The organism is Silanimonas lenta DSM 16282 (assembly GCF_000429065.1).
In the GTDB taxonomy this organism is placed as follows: Bacteria; Pseudomonadota; Gammaproteobacteria; order Xanthomonadales; family Xanthomonadaceae; genus Silanimonas; species Silanimonas lenta.
In genome coordinates, this window is sequence record NZ_AUBD01000010.1 from 51,501 (window position 1) to 70,155 (window position 18,655).

Genomic DNA, 18,655 nt, shown 5'->3' on the forward strand with positions numbered 1-18,655 from the left:
GCTGGCGCGGTTCACTCCGCCGAGAAGAATTCGTTGCCGTTCATGTCGACCAGCTCGAGCGCCCGGCCACCACCGCGGGCCACGCAGGTGAGCGGGTCGTCGGCCACGTGTACCGAGAGGCCGGTTTCCTCGGAGAGCAGCTTGTCGAGATCCTTCAGCAGCGCGCCGCCGCCGGTGAGCACGATGCCGCGCTCGGCCACGTCGGCGCAGAGTTCCGGCGGAGTCTGCTCCAGGGCCTGCTTCACCGCGGTGACGATGCCCGAGAGCGGCTCGTGCAGGGCCTCGAGGATCTCGGAGGAGGTGATGGTGATGTTGCGCGGCACCCCCTCGGCCAGGTTGCGGCCCGAGACCTCCATCGAGCGCTGCTCCTTCTGCGGGTAGGCACAGCCGATCTCCATCTTGATCCGCTCGGCGGTGGCCTCGCCGATCAGGGTGCCGTGGTTGCGGCGCACGTAGTTGATGATGCCCTCGTCGAAGCGGTCGCCGCCGATGCGCACCGACTGCGAGTAGACGATGCCGTTGAGCGAGATCACCGCCACCTCGGTGGTGCCGCCGCCGATATCGATCACCATCGAACCCGAAGCCTCGCCCACCGGGATGCCGGCGCCGATCGCGGCTGCCATCGGCTCCTCGATCAGGTACACGTCGCGCGCCCCGGCCTCCAGTGCCGATTCCTTGATGGCGCGGCGCTCCACCTGGGTGGAGCCGCAGGGCACGCAGATCAGCACCCGCGGGCTGGGGCGCAGCAGGCGGCTGGTGTGCACCTTGCGGATGAAGTGCTTGAGCATCTCCTCGGTGTAGGTGAAGTCGGCGATCACGCCGTCCTTCATCGGCCGGATGGTGGTGATGTTCCCCGGCGTGCGGCCGAGCATGCGCTTGGCCTCCGCGCCCACCGCCGCCACCGACTTGGTGGAGCCCACCCCGCGGTCCTGGCGCACCGCCACCACCGAGGGTTCGTTGAGGACGATGCCCTGTCCGCGGACGTAGATCAGGGTGTTGGCCGTGCCGAGGTCGATCGACAGGTCGTTGGAGAAAAGACCGCGGAGCTTCTTGAACATCGGGGAAAGGGCCGTGAAATGGGCGGGAAACAAGCCCCGCAGGGTAGCAACCGGCCACCCTGGCCCACAAGGAAAAAGCCCGTTAAGCGGCGGTCCTGCCAGGGGAATTCCCCCCCTTCCCCGGGCCCGGCGGGATGCATGCCCCCGCCCCCCCCGGTATCCTTGCCGGCCGCCCCGGGCCCGCCCGGGGCCCCTGCCCTGCCCCGCCCGGCCAAGCCCGGGCCGACCCATCCCGAGGAATCCCCGGCAATGAGTGCTGCCCTGATCTGCGGTTCGCTGGCCTACGACACCATCATGGTGTTCCCCGACCAGTTCAAGAACCACATCCTGCCGGACAAGGTGCACATCCTGAACGTGTCCTTCCTCGTGCCGCGGATGCGCCGCGAGTTCGGCGGCTGCGCCGGCAACATCGCCTACAACCTGAACCTGCTCGGCGGCAAGCCCCTGCCCATGGCCACCGTGGGCCAGGATTTCGGCCCCTACCGGGCGCATTTCGAGGAACAGGGCATCCCCCTCACCTACGTGAAGGAGATCCCCGACCTCTACACCGCCCAGGCCTTCATCACCACCGACCTCGACGACAACCAGATCACCGCCTTCCACCCGGGGGCGATGATGCGCAGCTACGAGAACCACGTCCGCGACGTGCCCGGGGTGAGCTTCGGCATCGTCGGGCCGGACGGCTACGAGGCCATGCTGCAGAACTGCGCCGAGTTCGCCGAGTGCGGCATCCCCTTCATCTTCGATCCCGGCCAGGCCATGCCGCTCTACAACGGCGAGGAACTGCGGCGGATGATCGACCAGGCCACCTACGTCACGGTGAACGACTACGAGTCGAGCCTGCTGCAGGAGCGCACCGGCTGGTCGGCGCAGGAGATCGCGAAGAAGGTCAAGGCCTACTTCATCACCCGCGGCCCCAAGGGCTCCGAGGTGCACACCCCGGACGGCATGATCCACATCCCCTCGGCCACTGCCATGCGGGTGGTCGACCCCACCGGCTGCGGCGACGCTTACCGCGCCGGCCTGATCTTCGGCTTCATGAACGGCCTCGATCTGGCCACCACCGGGCGCATCGCCAGCCTGATGGGGGCGCTGAAGATCGAGCACCTAGGGCCTCAGAACCAGCGCTTCGACTATCCCGAGTTCGCCGAGCAGTTCCGCCAGCAGTTCGGCTACGCGCTCTGAACGGCGGGCGCGCCCGCCCGGAAGGCACTGGACAGGGCGTGAAGAACCCATTAAATGTCAAAGACGGTCATCGCGCCTTCATCTGGGCGTGACCGTGTTTTGACGTTCCCTCCACGACGCCTTCCCGTCCCGCCACTTCCGAAGGACCCCTGCATGACCGCTCCCACCTCGCTCGCCGCCAGCGTGCGCCGCGCCCTCGCGCTCGGCCTCGCCGGCAGCACCGCCCTTGCCGGCCAGGCCCTCGCCCAGGGCAGCACGCCCGCCGAGGGCACCGAAGCCAAGACCCTCGATGCCGTCCAGGTCACGGGCACCCGCATCCGCCGCGTCGATGCCGAAACCGCGAGCCCCGTGCTGGTGCTCGACCGCGCCACCATCGAGCGCAGCGGCGCCGTCACGCTCGGCAACCTCATCCAGTCCACGCCCTCGATCGCCGGCGCCGCCACCAACCCGGCGGTGAACAACGGCGGCGGCGACGGCGCCTCCACCGTCTCGCTGCGCGGCCTCGGCGAACAGCGCACCCTGCTGCTGCTCGACGGCCGCCGCGTCACCTATGACGACATCAACTCGATCCCGGTCGAGATGATCGAGCGCGTCGAGGTACTGAAGGACGGCGCCTCGGCGATCTATGGCTCCGACGCCATCGGCGGCGTGGTGAACTTCATCATCAAGCGTGGCTTCGAGGGCGCCACCGCCACCGTGAACTACGGCATCTCCTCGCGCGACGACGGCGAGCGCACCGGCGCCTCCTCGACGCTCGGCTGGTCGGGCGACCGTGGCTCGGCGATCCTCTCGGTGAACTACAACAAGCAGGAGAAGATCTCCTCGGCCGACCGCGACTTCTCGGCCTTCGCCCTCTACCTCTCGACCGGCGTGGTCTCGCGTGCGGGCTCCAGCTCCACGCCGCGCGGCCGCTACACCCTGCCGGCCGCGGTCGCCATTGCCAACGGCCTCGGTGCCTGCGTCGACGGCAACGGCTTCGCCAACGTCACCCGCCGCGAGGGCACCTCGGGCACCAGCCCCTCGGACTTCCGCTGCTACGTCGGCGGCGAGACCGATTCCTACAACTACCAGGCCGCCGGCAACGTGGTGATGACGCCGCAGGAGCGCGCCGGCCTCGCCTTCAGCGGCAAGCTGGACCTGACCGAGACGGTGACGGCCTTCGCCACCTTCCTCGGCCAGAACACCCGCTCCGCCGGCATCATCGCCCCGCTGCCCTTCTTCTCCGACTTCGACGGCATCCCGCTGTCGGGCCAGAGCATCTACAACCCCTTCGGCGCCGACGTGAACGGCCGCTACCGCATCCTCGGCCTCGGCGACCGCAGCTACGAGTACGAGACCGATTTCAAGCAGATGTACGCCGGCCTCGAGGGGGCCATCGGCAACACCTCCTGGCGCTGGGACGCCACCCTGGGCTACGGCCGTCTGGTGCAGACCAACGAGGACGTGGGCTACATCGATTATGCCCGCCTCGCCAACGCCCTTGGCCCGTCCTTCCGCGACGCCCAGAACGTGCCGCGCTGCGGCACGCCCGGCAACGTGATCGCCAACTGCACGCCGATCAACTTCTTCAACCAGCCCGATCCGGCCACCCCGGAAGGCCAGGCCCAGATCGCCGCGCTGGAAGCCCTGCGCGTGCCGGTGAACGACACCACCACCAATACCGAACGCAGCCTGAGCCTGAATTTCAGCGGTGATCTGTTCGAGCTGCCGGCCGGCACGGTCGGCGCCGCCATCGGTGCCGAATACCGCAAGGAGCGTTTCGCCTTCCGCCCGGCGGCGATCAAGTTCATCCAGGGCGACGGCAGCACCTTCGGCTGCGGCATCAGCTCCGAGAGCTGCGCCAATCCCACCTCGGGGGCCTCCACGGTGAAGGAACTCTATGCCGAGTTCCTGCTGCCGCTGGCCAGCCGCCTGAACGCCACCCTCGGCACCCGCTGGTCCGACTACGACAGCTTCGGCAGCACCACCAACAGCAAGCTCGGTCTCGAGTGGCGGGTCATCGACGACCTGATGCTGCGCGGGACCTATGCCGAGGTGTTCCGCGCGCCGACCATCTCCGATCTCTACGGCGGCATCCGCATCACCAACCCGGTGTACTCCGACCCCTGCAATGGCCGCCCGCTGTCCTGCGTCGGCCTCAGCGGGCCCGGCACCTTCCAGCAGGGCCTGGGCCAGACCAACGCCCTGCTCGGCGGCAACGAGAACCTGAAGCCGGAGACCGGCGACGTGGTGACCTGGGGCGCGGTGTACTCACCGGAATGGCTCGATGGCTTCTCCGCCACCCTCGACGTCTGGCGCGTGAGCCTGAAGGACACCATCCAGACCTACGGCACCCAGCCGATCCTCGATGCCTGCTTCGCCGGCAACGCGGCCTTCTGCAGCCTGTTCACCCGCAATCCGGCCACCGGCGACGTGTTCCTGGTGCAGGACCGCCAGCAGAATGCCGGCACCACGGTCACGCGCGGCTTCGACCTCGGCTTCAAGTACGCGCTCGACACCGACTGGGGTAGCTTCCGCTACAGCCTCGACACCACCTATGTGGCGCAGTACGACGTCAAGGTGATCGTCAACGGCGTGGTGGTGGACCAGCAGTTCAACGCCGGCACCTTCCTGCCCGCCTCGAAGGGCGGCCTCGGCAACTACAGCCGCTGGCGCGCACTCGGCACCCTGAACTGGACGATCGGCAACTGGGAGGCGCAGTGGACCCAGCGCTACGTCCATGGCTTCAAGGTCGGCAGCCTGCGCGAGGACGGCCCCTGCGCCGACAATGCCGGGCGCTCGGTCGTCGGCAACGCGGGCTGCGTGTTCTTCCGCGGCGCCAACACCTACCACAACTTCCAGGTGGGTTACCGCGTCGATGACTGGAACACCCGCTTCATGCTCGGTATCGACAATGCCTTCGACAAGCAGCCGGCGATCCTGTACCAGAACAACTCGCTCAACGGCAACATCGACGAACGTACCCACGACACCGTGGGCCGCTTCTACTGGGCGAGCGCCACCGTCAGCTTCTGACGCAGGGGCCATGCCCACCGAAGCCGCGCGGGGCGACCTGCGCGGCTTTTTTCATGCCTCGTAGCCGAAGGCCTCGATCCAGGGCCCGAGCAGGCGCAACGCCCCGGAGGACTCGAAGGCAGTGCGGTAGGCCTGCCAGCGCCCCACGGCCCGGCGGTTCACCGGCTGTACCACCTGGGCGTAGCTCGGCGTGCTGATCGCGCCCTTCGCCCGGGCACGCTCGGTGAAGGCGAGCAGAGAGTCGTCCCAGGGCAGGCCGAGGAAATCGAACAGTCGCCGACCCTCGCCGGCCACGTCGGCCACCAGCGCCTCGTAGCGCAGGAGGTGGACTGGCAGGCCGAGCGCCGTGGCATTGCGCTGCCAGTGCGCCATCACCTTCGCGTACATCGCCGCCGTGGACTCCAGCGTGGCGAAAGTGACTGCGAAGGCCGGCGAACGGAAGTTCTGCATGAAACAGCTCAGCACCACGTCGCAGGGATGGCGAAGCGCGAGGATGACGTGGGCCTGCGGGAACAGCGCGGCTACCAGCGGCAGGCGCACGAGGTTGAGCGGATTCTTGTCGACCGCCCGCCGCCCGCCGGCCTCACCGAGCTTGCGGCCGACCTCGGTGAAGTAGCGCCCGCGGAGCCGCCCGGCAAGCGCCCTGTCGAGGCCGGCGAGCGCCGCCGGGTACGGCACTCCTCCGCGCTCGAGCTCGGTGACGAGCCGGTGCAGGAAGGGCTGCTCGTCGAAAGAGGCGAGGGCCTCGTGGGCATCCAGGAGCTGCTCGAGCAGGGTGGTGCCGGAACGCGGGAAGCCGACGACGAAGACCGGATCCGGGGGAGCCCCCACGGGCCCGGCATCGTGGAAGCGGCCCACCGGCGGCACGGGCTCGTCCAGCACCGCCAGCAGGCGCTCTCCGGGCGGCATGCCGGCATGCGCGGCACGCACGCGGGCCAGTTTCAGGCGATGGCCCTCGCCCGCCTCGGCAATGGCTTCCTCGGCCCGACCGGCTTCAGCCAGGCTCCGGGCGAGCTTGAGATGCAGATCGCCCCGGGCGGCGAGGTCGCGCGAACGCGCGCAGAGCCGGCGGTAACCGGCGATGGCGCGCCCGTGCTCGCCGCGACGGGCCGCCAGTTGGGCGTCCAGCTCGAGGGCGAGTTCGGCGATACGGCCTTCGCCCTCCGCCACGCCCGCAACCGTGGCGAAGACCGCGACCGCTTCATCGACCCGGTTGAGCCGCTCCAGGGCCGAGGCGATGCCGAGCCTGGCCTCGACCTGTTCCGGGTTGGCGGCGGCCGCCTCGCGGAAGCGCGCCAGGGCGTCTTCGTAGAGGCCGATTTCCAGCAGCAGGTGGCCAGCCTCGAGAGCCGGCTCGGGGTCGAGCGGGCGCCCGGAAAAGGCCGCCATCGCCTCGGCGGCCAGCTCGGGTTCCTCGTTGGCCAGCAGGGTGCGGACATACAGCAGGACCGCCTCCGGGTCATCCGGAGCCCGGCGCACCAGGGCTTCGGCAAGCGGACGGGCGCTGGCCACGCGCTGATGGGCGAGCAGGGCCCGCACCATTGCGAGCAGGAAGGCCTCGTCCCGCGCCCCGAGCCGCTCGGCGCGCTCGAGCGGCGCCAGCGCGTCTACCGCACGATCGAGCTCACAGAGGCAATGCCCAAGGTTCACCCAATGGGCCGGCTCCTCCGGCTGGACCGACGCCAGCCACTCGAAATGCGGCAGGGCCTCGTCGGGCCGGCGCCGGGCGCTCAGGGCCAGGGCCAACACGAGCCGGGTCGGGATCTCCTCGGGCCAATGGGCGAGGCGCTGGCGTGCCCCGGCCTCGGCCTCGTCCCAGTGCCCGGCGGCGAAGTATTCGTAAAGACGCGCCACCGGAGGAGGGGCGGGCGGAAGACTCACGGCAGGGCGATCCCGGGCTGCGGCGGAAGGCACGTATTCTAGGCGCCTCCTGCCCGGCACCCCGACATGACGGAATCCGTCCAGCCACCTCTCGAGGCCCTGATGGTCCATGCCGGGCAGGCCATGCGTTCCGGGCGCCCGCGCGACGCCGTGCGCCTCATCGAAGAGGCCGAGGCCGGGCTGGGAGCAGGGGCGGATGCCGCCCTGCGCGCCGTGCTGCGGCGCAATCTCGGCATCGCGCTCGCCGCGGCCGGGGAGCGCGAGGCGGGCATCGCCCGGCTGCGCGAGGCCCTGGCCGCCGACCCGGAGCCCGAACTCGCCCATCTCAACCTCGCCCGCCTCCTGCTCGCGCAGGGCGAGCGGCTCGAAGCCGCGCGGCAGGGCTTCCGGGCCCTGACCCGGGCCCAGGCCAAGGGCCGCTGGCGCGATGCCGGCAGCACGCCACCCGGGCTTCGTCCGCTGGTGCTGGCGGCGATGGACCTCGTGGATGCCGAGCGCCGGCAGTTGCTGGACGCCCTGCTCCGCCCCTTCGAGGAGGCCCACGGCCGCCCTGCCCTCGCGCGCATCCGCGCCTGGCTCGAGGCCTACCTCGGGCACGCGCCGCCGGCGCCCTCTGATCCCGCCCGCAAGGCCCGCTTCCTGTTCCTGCCGGGCCTGGCCGAGGACCGCATCCATCCCCGCTCACGCTTTCCATGGATCGAGGCCCTCGAGGCCCGCACCGACGCGATCCGCGCCGAGGCGCTCGCGGCCTGCGTCGAGGATGCCCGCGAATCCTTCCTGCATTTCGGCGAGGGCGAGGATCCCGGCGACTACCTCGGCGGCGCCGAGCCCCGCTGGGAGGCGCGCTTCTTCTACCGCGACGGTCGGCGCTTCGGGTCGGTCCATGCCGCCTGCCCGGCCACCTCGGCGGCCATCGAGGCCCTGCCCCTGGTGCGGATCGCCGACCACGCCCCGGAGATCTGCTTCTCGCTGCTTGGCCCGGACACCCACATCAAGCCGCACCACGGGGTCACCAACACCCGACTCGTGGTGCACCTGCCGCTGGTGGTGCCGCGGGACTGCGCCCTGCACGTGGCCGGGCTCACCCATGCCTGGCGCGAGGGCGAGGTGCTGGTATTTGACGACACGTGGCTGCACGAGGCCTGGAACCGCAGCGACCGCGTGCGGATCATCCTGCTGATGGATACCTGGCACCCGGATCTCGAGCCCCCGGAGCGCGAGGCACTCGCCGCCCTGGTCGAGGGCATCGGGCGCTTCAACCGCGCCTAGGGCCTAAGCCGCGCGCCTCGCCCGGCAGCAGCAGGGCCCGCTGCGCCGCATCGAGCAGGCACCACTCCCCGGCGGCGAGGCCGAGCGCGTCCAGGGCGAGCCCGCCGATGGCTTCGCGGTGCAGGGCCAGTACGGCATTGCCGGTGGCGGCGAACATCCGCCGCACCTGGTGGTAGCGGCCCTCGTGCAGGGTGAGGCGGGCCTCGCGTTCGCCCAGCACCTCGAGCGCGGCGGGCAGCAGGGGCTTGGTCTCTCCCTCCAGCATCAGGGTGCCGGCGGCGAAGCGCGCGGCCTCGTCGCCGCGCAGCGCTTCGGCGAGGCGGACGCGGTAGACCTTGGGCAGATGCCGGCGCGGATGGGTGAGGCGGTGCAGCAGCGGGCCATCATCGGTGAGCAGCAGCAGGCCCGAAGTGTCCTTGTCGAGCCGCCCCACCGGCGAGACGATCGGATCGCGGCGCTTCCAGCGCGGCGGCAGCAGGTCGTAGACGAGCCGCCCGGGATCCTTGGTAGAACAGGTGACACCCACCGGCTTGTGCAGGGCCGCCAAGAGGCCCGGGGCCGGGTCGAGCGGCGCGCCATCGAGGCGCAGCGCCGCATGCGGCAGTCGATGACCGCCGCGGGCCGGAGCGCCCTCGCCCACCTCGTCATCCACGTACAGGGCCCCCCCCGCCGCGTCCGTGACGCGCCCTGCGGCGATCAGAGCCTCCACCTCACGCCGCGTGCCGTAACCCAGCGCCTGCAGGTACTGCCGCAGCTTCACTGGCTTGCCGCTCACCGTTTCGGCTCCCAGGCGCGATACACCTTGAAGCCGCCCTGCTCGGCCAGCCGTTCGCTGCGGGCGAAGGCCTCGAGCAGGGCCTCTTCGTAGGGCAGGTGGCGGTTCGCCACCAGCAGGAGTTGCCCCTCGCGGGTGAGCGCCCGGGCCGCGGCGGCGATGAAGGCTTTGCCCAGCGCCGGCACGCCGCGCGAGCCGACATGGAAGGGCGGGTTGCAGACGATGGCGTCGAAACGCCCCGGCACACCGCCGGCCACGTCATGCCAGTGGACGCCCACCGGCACCCGGGCAGCCGCGAGATGGCGCCGCGCCAGGTCGAGGGCCCGGGCCTCGGCCTCGAAGAGCGCGAGCGCCGTGACGCCGGGGCAGCGCTCGAGCACCGCCCGTGCCAAGAGGCCGCTGCCGGCCCCGAGATCGGCCACCCGCCCACGCAGGCTCGCCGGAAGATGCGCGATGAGCAGGGCCGAGCCGGCATCGAGCCGGCCCTCGTTGAACACCCCGGGGCGCGTCCACAGGCCGGTGTGCACGTCATGCCGCGGGGCGTCGGCGGCGATCCAGCGCTCCGCCAGCGCCCGTGAGGCGGCGTCCAGCACGGCCGGTCGCGGCCGGGTCCAGAAGGCGCGGCCATGGGCCTTGCTGAGCACGCCCCCCAAGGGCATCAGGGCCGCGAGATCCCTCTCGAAGGCTTTCGCACCTTCCTCGTTCAGCGCCGCCGCCAGCACCCGGCCGCCGGGCGCCAGCCCGCACACGGCCCGTGCCAGCAGCGCCCTGCCTTCCTCGCGGGAGCGCGGCAGCAGCAGCAGGGCGAGCGAAGGGGCAGGAAGCCCGGCGGGTTCGGCGAGCCCGTCATCGACCGGTCCGCGCCCTTCGGCCCGCAGGGCGTCATGCAGCGGCTTCATGCCCTGCGCGAAGGAGAGGCGAAGGCCGGGCGGCAGGGCCGCGGCAAGACCGGGCAGGGCGCGGAAGACACGCACCGCGGCCGTGGCAGGCAGCCCGGCCAGCACCTGCGGCAGGGCCGCCTGCAACGCCGTGCCGGCGTTCGGGGGAAGCATGCGGCGCCGCTCCCGCGACGGTCAGACGCCGATCGGGTTGGCCTTCTCCGGGTCGATGCCGAAGGTCTTGATCGCCCGGGCCACGTCCTTGGCGTTCATCTTGCCCTCGGCCGCCAGCGCCGCGATGGCGGCATGGGCGATGTAGTGGCGGTCGACCTCGAAGTGGCGGCGCAGGTTGGCACGGGTATCCGAACGGCCGAAGCCGTCGGTGCCGAGCACGGTGTAGCGCATCGGCACGAAGGCACGGATCTGGTCGGCGTACTGGCGCACGTAGTCGGTGGCGGCGATGGCCGGGCCCTGGCGGCCCTCCAGCAGCTCGGTGACATAGGCCTTGCGCGGCGTCTTCGCCTCCGGATGCAGACGGTTCCAGCGCTCGCAGTCGAAGCCGTCGCGGCGCAGCTCGGTGAAGCTCGGGCAGCTCCAGATGTCGGCCGAAACGCCGAACTCGCGGTCGAGCAGCTCGGCGGCGGCGATCGCCTCGCGCAGGATGGTGCCCGAGCCCATCAGCTGCACGCGCAGCTCGCCCTTCTTCGGCTTGCCGGCATCCTTCAGCAGGTACATGCCCTTGATGATCCCTTCCGCGGCGCCTTCCGGCATGTCCGGGTGCGCGTAGTTCTCGTTCATCAGGGTGAGGTAGTAGTACTCGTCCACCTGCTCGGTGAGCATGCGCTGCATGCCGTGCTGCAGCACCACCGCCACCTCATAGGCGAAAGTGGGGTCGTAGGGGCGGCAGTTCGGGATGTTGCCGGCCAGCAGGTGCGAGTGGCCGTCCTCGTGCTGCAGGCCCTCGCCGTTGAGCGTGGTGCGACCGGCGGTGGCGCCGAGCAGGAAGCCGCGGGCGCGCATGTCGGCGGCCTGCCAGGCCGAGTCGCCCACGCGCTGGAAGCCGAACATCGAATAGAAGATGTAGAACGGCAGCATCGGCACGTCGTTGGTGCTGTAGCTGGTGGCGGCCGCCATCCAGCTGGCGAAGCTGCCGGCCTCGTTGATGCCCTCCTGCAGCACCTGCCCGGCTTCGTCTTCGCGGTAGAACATCAGCTGGTCGGCGTCCACCGGCTTGTACTTCTGCCCGTGCGGCGAGTAGATGCCGATCTGGCGGAACAGGCCTTCCATGCCGAAGGTGCGTGCCTCGTCGCAGATGATCGGCACCGTGCGCGGACCCACCACCTTGTCGCGCAGGATCACGTTCAGCGCCTGCACGAAGGCCATGGTGGTGCTGATCTCGCGCTCGCCGCTGCTCTTCAGCAGGCGCTCGAAGGCGGACAGCGCGGGCACCGGCAGCGACTGGCTGGCCTTCCTGCGGCGCTGCGGCAGAGGCCCGCCGAGCGCGGCCCGGCGCGCCTTCAGGTACTGCACCTCGGGCGAGTCCGGGCCGGGATGGTAGAAGGGCACCGAGGGCAGGTCCTCGTCGCTCACCGGGATGTTGAAGCGGTCGCGGAAGGCCTTCACCGCCGCATCGTCCAGCTTCTTCTGCTGGTGGGTGATGTTGATCGACTCGCCGGCCTTGCCCATGCCGTAGCCCTTCACCGTCTTGGCGAGGATCACGGTGGGCTGGCCCTTGTGGTTCACCGCGGCGTGGTAGGCGGCATACACCTTGTGCGGGTCGTGGCCGCCGCGGTTGAGGCGCCAGATGTCCTCGTCGGAGAGCGAGGCCACCATGCGCTTCGTCTCTTCGTACTTGCCGAAGAAGTGCTCGCGGGTATAGGCGCCGCCGAAGGCCTTGCAGTTCTGGTACTCGCCGTCGACGGTCTCCATCATCAGCTTCTTCAGGGTGCCGTTGCTGTCCTTGGCCAGCAGCGGATCCCAGTAGCTGCCCCAGATCACCTTGATGACGTTCCAGCCGGCGCCGCGGAACACGCCCTCGAGTTCCTGGATGATCTTGCCGTTGCCGCGCACCGGGCCATCGAGACGCTGCAGGTTGCAGTTGATGACGAACACCAGGTTGTCGAGGCCCTCGCGACCGGCCAGCGAGATGGCACCGAGGCTCTCGGGCTCGTCGCACTCGCCATCGCCCATGAAACACCACACCTTGCGGTCGGAGGCCGGCATCAGGCCGCGGGCCTCGAGGTACTTCCAGAAGCGCGCCTGGTAGATGGCGGCGATGGGACCAAGGCCCATCGACACGGTGGGCGTCTGCCAGAAGTCCGGCATCAGCCAGGGGTGGGGATAGCTCGAGATGCCCTTGCCATCGACCTCCATGCGGAAGTGGTCGAGCTGCTCTTCGGTGAGCCGCCCTTCGAGGAAGGCACGGGCATAGATGCCGGGCGCGCTGTGGCCCTGGATGTAGAGCAGGTCTCCCGGGTGCTGCTCGCTCGGCGCGCGCCAGAAGTGGTTGAAGCCGACGTCGTAGAGCGTGGCCGCCGAGGCGAAGCTGGCGATGTGGCCGCCGAGTTCCCCGGGCTTGCGGTTGGCCCGTACCACCATGGCCAGGGCGTTCCAGCGGATCAGCGAGCGCAGCCGCCATTCCATCTGCGCATCGCCCGGGCTCTTGGCCTCGAGGTGCGGCGGGATGGTGTTGATGTACTCGGTGGTAGGAGCAAAAGGCAGATGCGCGCCCGCACGGCGAGTCAACTCCACCATGCGCTCGAGCAGATGATGGGCGCGCTCCGGGCCGTCGGCATCAATCACCGCCTTCAGCGATTCCAGCCATTCCTGGGTTTCGGTCGGGTCGATATCGTTCGCCAGGACGTCCTGCAACCAGTTCATGTCAGCCTGCTCCGCCGCAAAAAGAAACTAGAGCAGAAAGTCTAACAGCCCCCTTCTCCCCACAGGCAGGGCAGACTCCTGGTGCATACGATTGCCGTGAAACAGGGCCGTCAACGAACGACCAGCAGCGGCACCCGGCTCGCGGCGAGCACCTTGCTCACCGTGCTGCCAAGCAGCAGCCCGAGTGCCGCGCCATGACCGTGAGACCCCATCACCACCAAGTCATAGCCGCCACGCTCTGCCTCAGCCGCCAGGGCCGGCCCTGGCATTCCCACTTCGAGCACTTCCCGTGCACGCAGCCCGGAATCCGCCAGCCGTTGTCTGGCCGCACGCATTGCCTCTTCATGCTCGTGTGCGTGCTGGGCGGCGACGACCTCTGCCCCCACGGCTGCCGCCGCACGCGGCGGTAGTGGCAGAGCAACATGCATCAGCACGAGTTCAGCAGCCGCGAACATCTGCGGCTTGGAAAGAACGTAATCGAGCGCCCTGAGGCCATGAGCACTGCCATCCATCGCCACCAGAACCTTCATCGCTCTTCTCCCGTGACTTCCTGCCGTAGGCTAGCGCTGCGACACGACAGCGATTTGACGCTGGTCAAGCAGCGCGCTCGGCTCGGATCTGCGCATCCACTGCTGCTACCGCAGTCATGTTGACGATCCGGCGGATGGTGGCCGATGGCGTAAGCACGTGTGCCGCTTTGCCAAGTCCCATCAGAATGGGGCCGAGGCCAACGCCGTCGGTCATCGAACGGGTGAGGTTATAGGCGGCGTTGGCGGCGTCGATGTTGGCGAACACCATCAGGTTGGCCCGGCCCTTCAGGCGCGAGTCCGGGAACACTCTTTCGCGGGCCTCTTCGTCCAGGGCAAGGTCGGCGTGCATCTCACCCTCCACTTCCAGCTTCGGGTCGCGCTCGTGCAGCAGGCACAGGGCCTCGCGCAGCTTCTGCGCCGAGGGCGCGTCGGAACTGCCGAAGTTGGAGTGGCCAACCAGCGCCACCTTCGGCGAGACACCGAACAGCCGCAGCCGGAACGCCGCCTGCTGCACGCAGTCGGCGATCTGTTCGGCGCTGGGGTCGGGCTGCACATGGGTATCGGCGAAGAAGAACACGCCCTTGTCGTTGAGCACCGCCGACATCGCCGAGAGCGCCTTGCTGCCGGCATCGAGGCCGAGGATCTCGCGCACGTAGCGCAGCTTGCGGGCATAGCGGCCGACGATGCCGCAGAGCATGGCATCGGCCTCCCCCCGGCGCACCATCAGGGCGGCGATCACCGTGTCGCGGCCGCGCACGATGGCCTTGGCCGCCGAGGGGGTCACGCCCTTGCGGGCCATGATCTGGTGGTAGAGCTGCCAGTATTCGTTGAAGCGCGGGTCATCGTCGATGTTGGTCACCTCGACATCCACGCCGGGGCGGATACGCAGGCCGAGGCGCTGGATACGGCGCTCGATCACCGCCGGGCGACCGACCAGGATCGGGAAGGCGAGTCCTTCGTCCACCACCGTCTGCACGGCGCGCAGCACGTTCTCCTCCTCGCCCTCGGCATAGACCACGCGCTGCCGGTTCGCGCGCGCGCGGTCGAACACCGGCTTCATCATCAGGCCGGTGCGGAACACCCACTGGCTCAGGCGGTCGCGGTACTGGGCGATGTCGAGCGGCCGGGTGGCCACGCCGGAGGCCATCGCCGCCTCGGCCACCGCCGGGGCCAGCGAGACCAGCAGGCGCGGGTCGAAGGGCCGGGGAATCAGCGATTCGGCGCCGAACTGCACCGGCTCGCCGCCATAGGCGCCGCCGAGATCGGTGGCTTCCTTGCGGGCCAGCTCGGCGATGGCGAGCACACAGGCGCGCTTCATCGCCTCGTTGATGGTGGTGGCCCCCACGTCGAGCGCGCCGCGGAAGATGTAGGGGAAGCACAGCGCATTGTTGACCTGGTTCGGATAGTCGCTGCGGCCGGTGGCGATGATGGCATCGGGGCGCACCGCCTTGGCCGCTTCCGGCAGGATCTCGGGCGTGGGGTTGGCCAGCGCGAAGATGATCGGCCGCGGCGCCATGGTCGCCACCATCTCTGGCTTCAGCACGCCGCCGGCGGAAAGGCCGAGGAAGACGTCGGCGCCACGCACGATCTCGGCCAGGCTGCGGAAGGGCGTGTCGCGGGCATAGCGCACCGTGCCCTCGTTGAGGTCGGTGCGACCGGTGTGCAGCACGCCCTCGCGGTCGACCACCAGGATGTGCTCCGGGCGCACGCCGAGCGAGACCAGCATGTCGAGGCAGGCGATGCCGGCGGCCCCGGCCCCGCTCACCGCCAGCCTCACCTCATCGATCTTCTTGCCGACGACATGCAGGGCATTGAGCATGGCGGCGCCGACGATGATGGCGGTGCCGTGCTGGTCGTCGTGGAATACCGGGATCTTCATCCGCTCGCGCAGCTTGCGCTCGACGATGAAGCACTCCGGGGCCTTGATGTCCTCGAGGTTGATGCCACCGAAGGTGGGCTCCAGAGAGGCGATGATGTCCACCAGCCGGTCGGGGTCCTTCTCCGCCACCTCGAGATCGAACACGTCGATGCCAGCGAACTTCTGGAACAGCACGCCCTTGCCCTCCATCACCGGCTTGCCGGCCAGCGGGCCGATGTCGCCGAGACCGAGCACCGCGGTGCCGTTGGAGATCACCGCCACCAGGTTGCCGCGGGCGGTGTAGTCCCGCGCCGTGGCGGGATCGGCCACGATCGCCTCGCAGGCCGCGGCCACGCCGGGCGAATAGGCGAGCGAGAGGTCGCGCTGGGTGACCAGCGCCTTGGTCGGCATGACCTTGATCTTTCCGGCCGGCGCCTGGCGGTGGTAGTCGAGGGCGGCCTGTTTGAACGCGTCTTGGTCGGACATCGGAGCGGGCATGGAAAGGCGAGCCGCATTCTAGCCATGCCCCGGGGAGGGCTGGCGACGGCGGCGTACGGGAAGCGGCGGGCAGGGGCCGGCAGACGGCCCGGAAAGGTCAGTCGTCCTCGCCCGAGAGCACCCGCTTCTGCATGGCATCGAGATAGGCGTCGGCCTCGTCCATCGAGCTGAAGATCTCGGAGAAGGGCACGGCCTTGACGAGGTCGAAGACCTTGCGGATCTGCGGCTGTGGATTGGCCACCACCACCTTGCCGCCCCGCGCCCCGAGGGTCTTGCGGGCGCGGAACACGGTGCGCAGGCCGGCCGAGCTGATGTAATCGAGTTCCGAGAGGTCGAGCACCAGCAGGCTCACCGACGGGTCGGCCAGCACCGGCTCCAGGGCCGAATCGGCCATCTGGTAGGTATGGGTGTCGAGGTGGCCGGCGAGCGCGCAGGTGCGCTTCGGGCCGCTGCCTTCGATGGAGATGCGAAGATCGTCGCTCATGTCGGCGGATTCCTGGGAAGAACGAGAGTGAGCCGGTTGTGGTCGCCCTCGCGAGCATAGACTGCGTCGAGGCTCATGGTCTTGATGAGATGGATGCCAAGGCCGCCGATCGGGCGGTCGAGGTCCTCGGCATCGAGCTCGAGATCGGGGGTATCGAGCGGATTGAAGGGCATCCCGTCATCGACGATGCGCAGGGTGATGGTGCGCTCGGTGAAGCTCAGGTCCACGGTGCAGTCCACCGCGCCGCCATGGTCGATGGCATTGGCCAGCAGCTCCTCCAGCACCAGGCGCACGTCCGACTGCCCCTCGGCGTCGATGCCATGGCGGGCCAGGCATTCGTCGATCGCCCGGTTCATCGCCCGCAGGCCGGAGGGCCAGATGGAGAAATGCAGCGGATCGCTGGCCGGCTGCTCCGGGGCGACCAGGCCCACCGCCAGCACGGTCACGTCGTCGGCCGGTTCGGCCCCGGCGGCGAAGGCCTCCACGGCCGCCACCACGTCGGCGATGCGCTGCTCGGCATTGCGCCCGGGCTGCGCCAGCACCTCGCGCAGCCGGGCCTCGCCGAACAGCTCGCCCTGCCGGTTGCGGGCCTCGGTCACGCCATCGGTGAAGCAGAACAGGCAGTCGCCGGGGGCGAGCATGCCGGCGTGACCCTCGCCATAGGCCTCCGGATCGATGCCGAGCGGAGCGCCGGTCTCCATCTCGAACAGCTCGACCCGCCCGTCGGCGCGGACGATGAAGGGCAGCTCGTGGCCGGAGCTCGCCAGCTCGAACATGCCGGTGTGCGGGTCCACCAGCCCGCACAGGGCAGTGGCGAACATGCAGCTCTCGTTGCCTTCGGCGAGCCGTGGCGCGGCGCGGGCCAGCATCAGGGCCGGGGAATCGGTGTTGCGGGCGGTGGCCTCCAGCACGGCCACCGTGCGGGCCATGAACAGGGCCGCCGGCACGCCCTTGTCGCTGATGTCGCCGATGGCGAACCACAGCATCCCGTCCTCGCGCGGGTGGAAGGCGTAGAAGTCGCCGCCCACGCTCTTGGCCGGCTTCAGCACGGCATGGATGTCGAGGTGGCCCTCGTGCACGTCGACCGCGGTGGCCGGCGGCAGCATCGACTGCTGCAGGTCGTGGGCGAGCCGCAGCTCGCTGTCGAGCTTCTGCTGCTCCTGGGCAAGCCGCTGGGTCTGCGCCATCTGCTGGCGCAGGGCGGCATCGGCGCCATCCAGCACCCGCGCCAGCTCGCCCACCTCGTCGCGCCGCACCAGCAGGGCGGTGGGCATGGCGAAGCCTTCCTGGGCGAGGCGGCGGGCGGCCTCGCCGAGCTGCACCATCGGCCGGGTGATGCCGCGCGACAGGGCGTTCCCCAGCAGGGCGAGCAGGCCGATCAGCACCACGGTGCCGCCGGCGAAGCGCCAGGCCACTTCGCGCAGGGGAGCCAGGGTAGCCGCCTCGTCGAGCACCAGGAGCAGGCCCCAGTCGCCGTCGATGCTGGCATGGGCCCCGCGCCGCCCCTGCCCGAGGGCGACGAGTTCGCCCGGCCTGGCCTGCTGGCGCGCCGTGGTGAGCAGGGCATCCAGTTCTGGCAGGGCCGGCGGCGGCGTTCCCACCGATACCCAGTCCGAATCGCCGATCCACACTGGCCCCTTGTGCAGGACGGCGCGCAGCCGGGGATCGTTGCGGAAGGGATCGAGCAGGGCGTTGAAGCGGTCGATCGGCACGTCGAGGCTCACCATGCCCGAGGGCTGCCCGTTGCTGGGCGCCAGCGGGCGGTTGAGCGTCACCATCCAGCGCCCGCCCGCCGTCTCGTTGAAGTAGGGCGGCGACCAGCGCGGCCCGCGGGCGGCCAGGGTCTCGCGGTACCAGGCTTGGGCCGGCACGTCGATGCCGCGCTCGCCGATCAGGTCGCGGTGCACCACGCCACGCCCCTGCTTCGCCGCGTACACCGCCCAGTGCCGCCCCGGCAGCGGCGAGACGGCAGGCTCGGCGGCCACCAGGCCACCGGCCACGTTCGGATCGGCCAGCACCACGGCATCGAGCAGGGCGAGGGTCTGGGCGGCATCGCCGCGCATCCCCGGCACCGCCCCGGCCAGGGTGGCCGCCCCCACGTCCACCGCCTGCAGCAGGGCGCGGCCCTCGACCCCGGTGCGGCGCAGCGATTCGACCAGGCTGGCGCCCGCGGCCTCCAGCGCCCGGGCCTCGGCCACCCGGTAGAGGGCGATGCCGCCGGCCACCGCCGCCAGCGCCCCGGCCACGCCGAACCAGAGCGCGAAACGCGTCTGCAGGCTGTGGTGCCAGCGGGGACGCGCGGGCGGGTCGGGGAGCAGGGCGGTCATGGGCGCCAAGGCTGCGG

12 protein-coding genes are annotated in these 18,655 nt (G+C 70.1%); 3 read left to right on the forward strand and 9 right to left on the reverse strand.

Annotated features, from left to right (window positions below; genetic code table 11):
- Window positions 1-11 precede the first annotated feature (11 nt).
- Window positions 12-1,058: a rod shape-determining protein gene (locus G408_RS0106390; protein WP_028770430.1), complete on the reverse strand. Its 1,047-nt coding sequence runs from the start codon at window positions 1,056-1,058 to the stop codon at window positions 12-14.
- Between the two features lie 249 nt (window positions 1,059-1,307).
- Between G408_RS0106390 and G408_RS0106395 the strand changes: the two genes are divergently transcribed.
- Complete coding sequence (locus tag G408_RS0106395) at window positions 1,308-2,243, forward strand: carbohydrate kinase family protein (RefSeq protein ID WP_028770431.1); 936 nt, start codon at window positions 1,308-1,310, stop codon at window positions 2,241-2,243.
- A 153-nt stretch (window positions 2,244-2,396) separates the two neighbouring features.
- Window positions 2,397-5,258 (forward strand): TonB-dependent receptor plug domain-containing protein, encoded by a 2,862-nt coding sequence (locus G408_RS0106400; protein WP_028770432.1) that lies wholly within the window; start codon window positions 2,397-2,399, stop codon window positions 5,256-5,258.
- Between the two features lie 51 nt (window positions 5,259-5,309).
- On the opposite strand, the gene G408_RS15410 is transcribed toward G408_RS0106400, so the two are convergent.
- Window positions 5,310-7,112 (reverse strand): tetratricopeptide repeat-containing sulfotransferase family protein, encoded by a 1,803-nt coding sequence (locus G408_RS15410; RefSeq protein WP_028770433.1) that lies wholly within the window; start codon window positions 7,110-7,112, stop codon window positions 5,310-5,312.
- Between the two features lie 93 nt (window positions 7,113-7,205).
- On the opposite strand from G408_RS15410, the gene G408_RS13470 reads away from it, so the two are divergent.
- A complete protein-coding gene (locus G408_RS13470; protein WP_051282686.1) occupies window positions 7,206-8,408 on the forward strand; it encodes an aspartyl/asparaginyl beta-hydroxylase domain-containing protein in 1,203 nt (400 codons plus the stop codon).
- Here the strand turns inward: G408_RS13470 and G408_RS13475 are convergent.
- The 7 genes from G408_RS13475 to G408_RS0106445 all read right to left on the reverse strand — a co-directional run bounded on the left by G408_RS13475 (window position 8,395) and on the right by G408_RS0106445 (window position 18,638).
- Complete coding sequence (locus G408_RS13475; protein ID WP_051282704.1) at window positions 8,395-9,168, reverse strand: pseudouridine synthase; 774 nt, start codon at window positions 9,166-9,168, stop codon at window positions 8,395-8,397. The two genes, G408_RS13470 and G408_RS13475, sit on opposite strands and share 14 nt — an antisense overlap.
- 11 nt (window positions 9,169-9,179) lie before the next feature.
- Complete coding sequence (locus G408_RS13480) at window positions 9,180-10,235, reverse strand: class I SAM-dependent methyltransferase (protein ID WP_156890074.1); 1,056 nt, start codon at window positions 10,233-10,235, stop codon at window positions 9,180-9,182.
- Window positions 10,236-10,256: 21 nt separating this feature from the next.
- On the reverse strand, window positions 10,257-12,941 hold the full coding sequence (aceE, locus tag G408_RS0106425; protein WP_028770434.1) for a pyruvate dehydrogenase (acetyl-transferring), homodimeric type: 2,685 nt from the start codon (window positions 12,939-12,941) through the stop codon (window positions 10,257-10,259).
- A gap of 110 nt (window positions 12,942-13,051) precedes the next feature.
- Window positions 13,052-13,471: a universal stress protein gene (locus G408_RS0106430; protein ID WP_028770435.1), complete on the reverse strand. Its 420-nt coding sequence runs from the start codon at window positions 13,469-13,471 to the stop codon at window positions 13,052-13,054.
- A 64-nt stretch (window positions 13,472-13,535) separates the two neighbouring features.
- Window positions 13,536-15,815 (reverse strand): NADP-dependent malic enzyme, encoded by a 2,280-nt coding sequence (locus G408_RS0106435; RefSeq protein WP_028770436.1) that lies wholly within the window; start codon window positions 15,813-15,815, stop codon window positions 13,536-13,538.
- 109 nt (window positions 15,816-15,924) lie between these two features.
- Window positions 15,925-16,311: an STAS domain-containing protein gene (locus tag G408_RS0106440; RefSeq protein ID WP_051282688.1), complete on the reverse strand. Its 387-nt coding sequence runs from the start codon at window positions 16,309-16,311 to the stop codon at window positions 15,925-15,927.
- On the reverse strand, window positions 16,308-18,638 hold the full coding sequence (locus G408_RS0106445) for a SpoIIE family protein phosphatase (RefSeq protein ID WP_028770438.1): 2,331 nt from the start codon (window positions 18,636-18,638) through the stop codon (window positions 16,308-16,310). Before G408_RS0106445 ends, G408_RS0106440 begins: the two co-directional genes overlap by 4 nt.
- Window positions 18,639-18,655 lie beyond the last annotated feature (17 nt).

Bases quoted from the DNA above. Each gene is read 5' to 3' on its own strand.
- G408_RS0106390 (WP_028770430.1), bottom strand. From the start codon at position 1,058: ATGTTCAAGAAGCTCCGCGGTCTTTTCTCCAACGACCTGTCGATCGAC.
- G408_RS0106395 (WP_028770431.1), top strand. From the start codon at position 1,308: ATGAGTGCTGCCCTGATCTGCGGTTCGCTGGCCTACGACACCATCATG.
- G408_RS0106400 (WP_028770432.1), top strand. From the start codon at position 2,397: ATGACCGCTCCCACCTCGCTCGCCGCCAGCGTGCGCCGCGCCCTCGCG.
- G408_RS13470 (WP_051282686.1), top strand. From the start codon at position 7,206: ATGACGGAATCCGTCCAGCCACCTCTCGAGGCCCTGATGGTCCATGCC.
- G408_RS13480 (WP_156890074.1), bottom strand. From the start codon at position 10,235: ATGCTTCCCCCGAACGCCGGCACGGCGTTGCAGGCGGCCCTGCCGCAG.
- aceE (WP_028770434.1), bottom strand. From the start codon at position 12,941: ATGAACTGGTTGCAGGACGTCCTGGCGAACGATATCGACCCGACCGAA.
- G408_RS0106430 (WP_028770435.1), bottom strand. From the start codon at position 13,471: ATGAAGGTTCTGGTGGCGATGGATGGCAGTGCTCATGGCCTCAGGGCG.
- G408_RS0106435 (WP_028770436.1), bottom strand. From the start codon at position 15,815: ATGTCCGACCAAGACGCGTTCAAACAGGCCGCCCTCGACTACCACCGC.
- G408_RS0106440 (WP_051282688.1), bottom strand. From the start codon at position 16,311: ATGAGCGACGATCTTCGCATCTCCATCGAAGGCAGCGGCCCGAAGCGC.
- G408_RS0106445 (WP_028770438.1), bottom strand. From the start codon at position 18,638: ATGACCGCCCTGCTCCCCGACCCGCCCGCGCGTCCCCGCTGGCACCAC.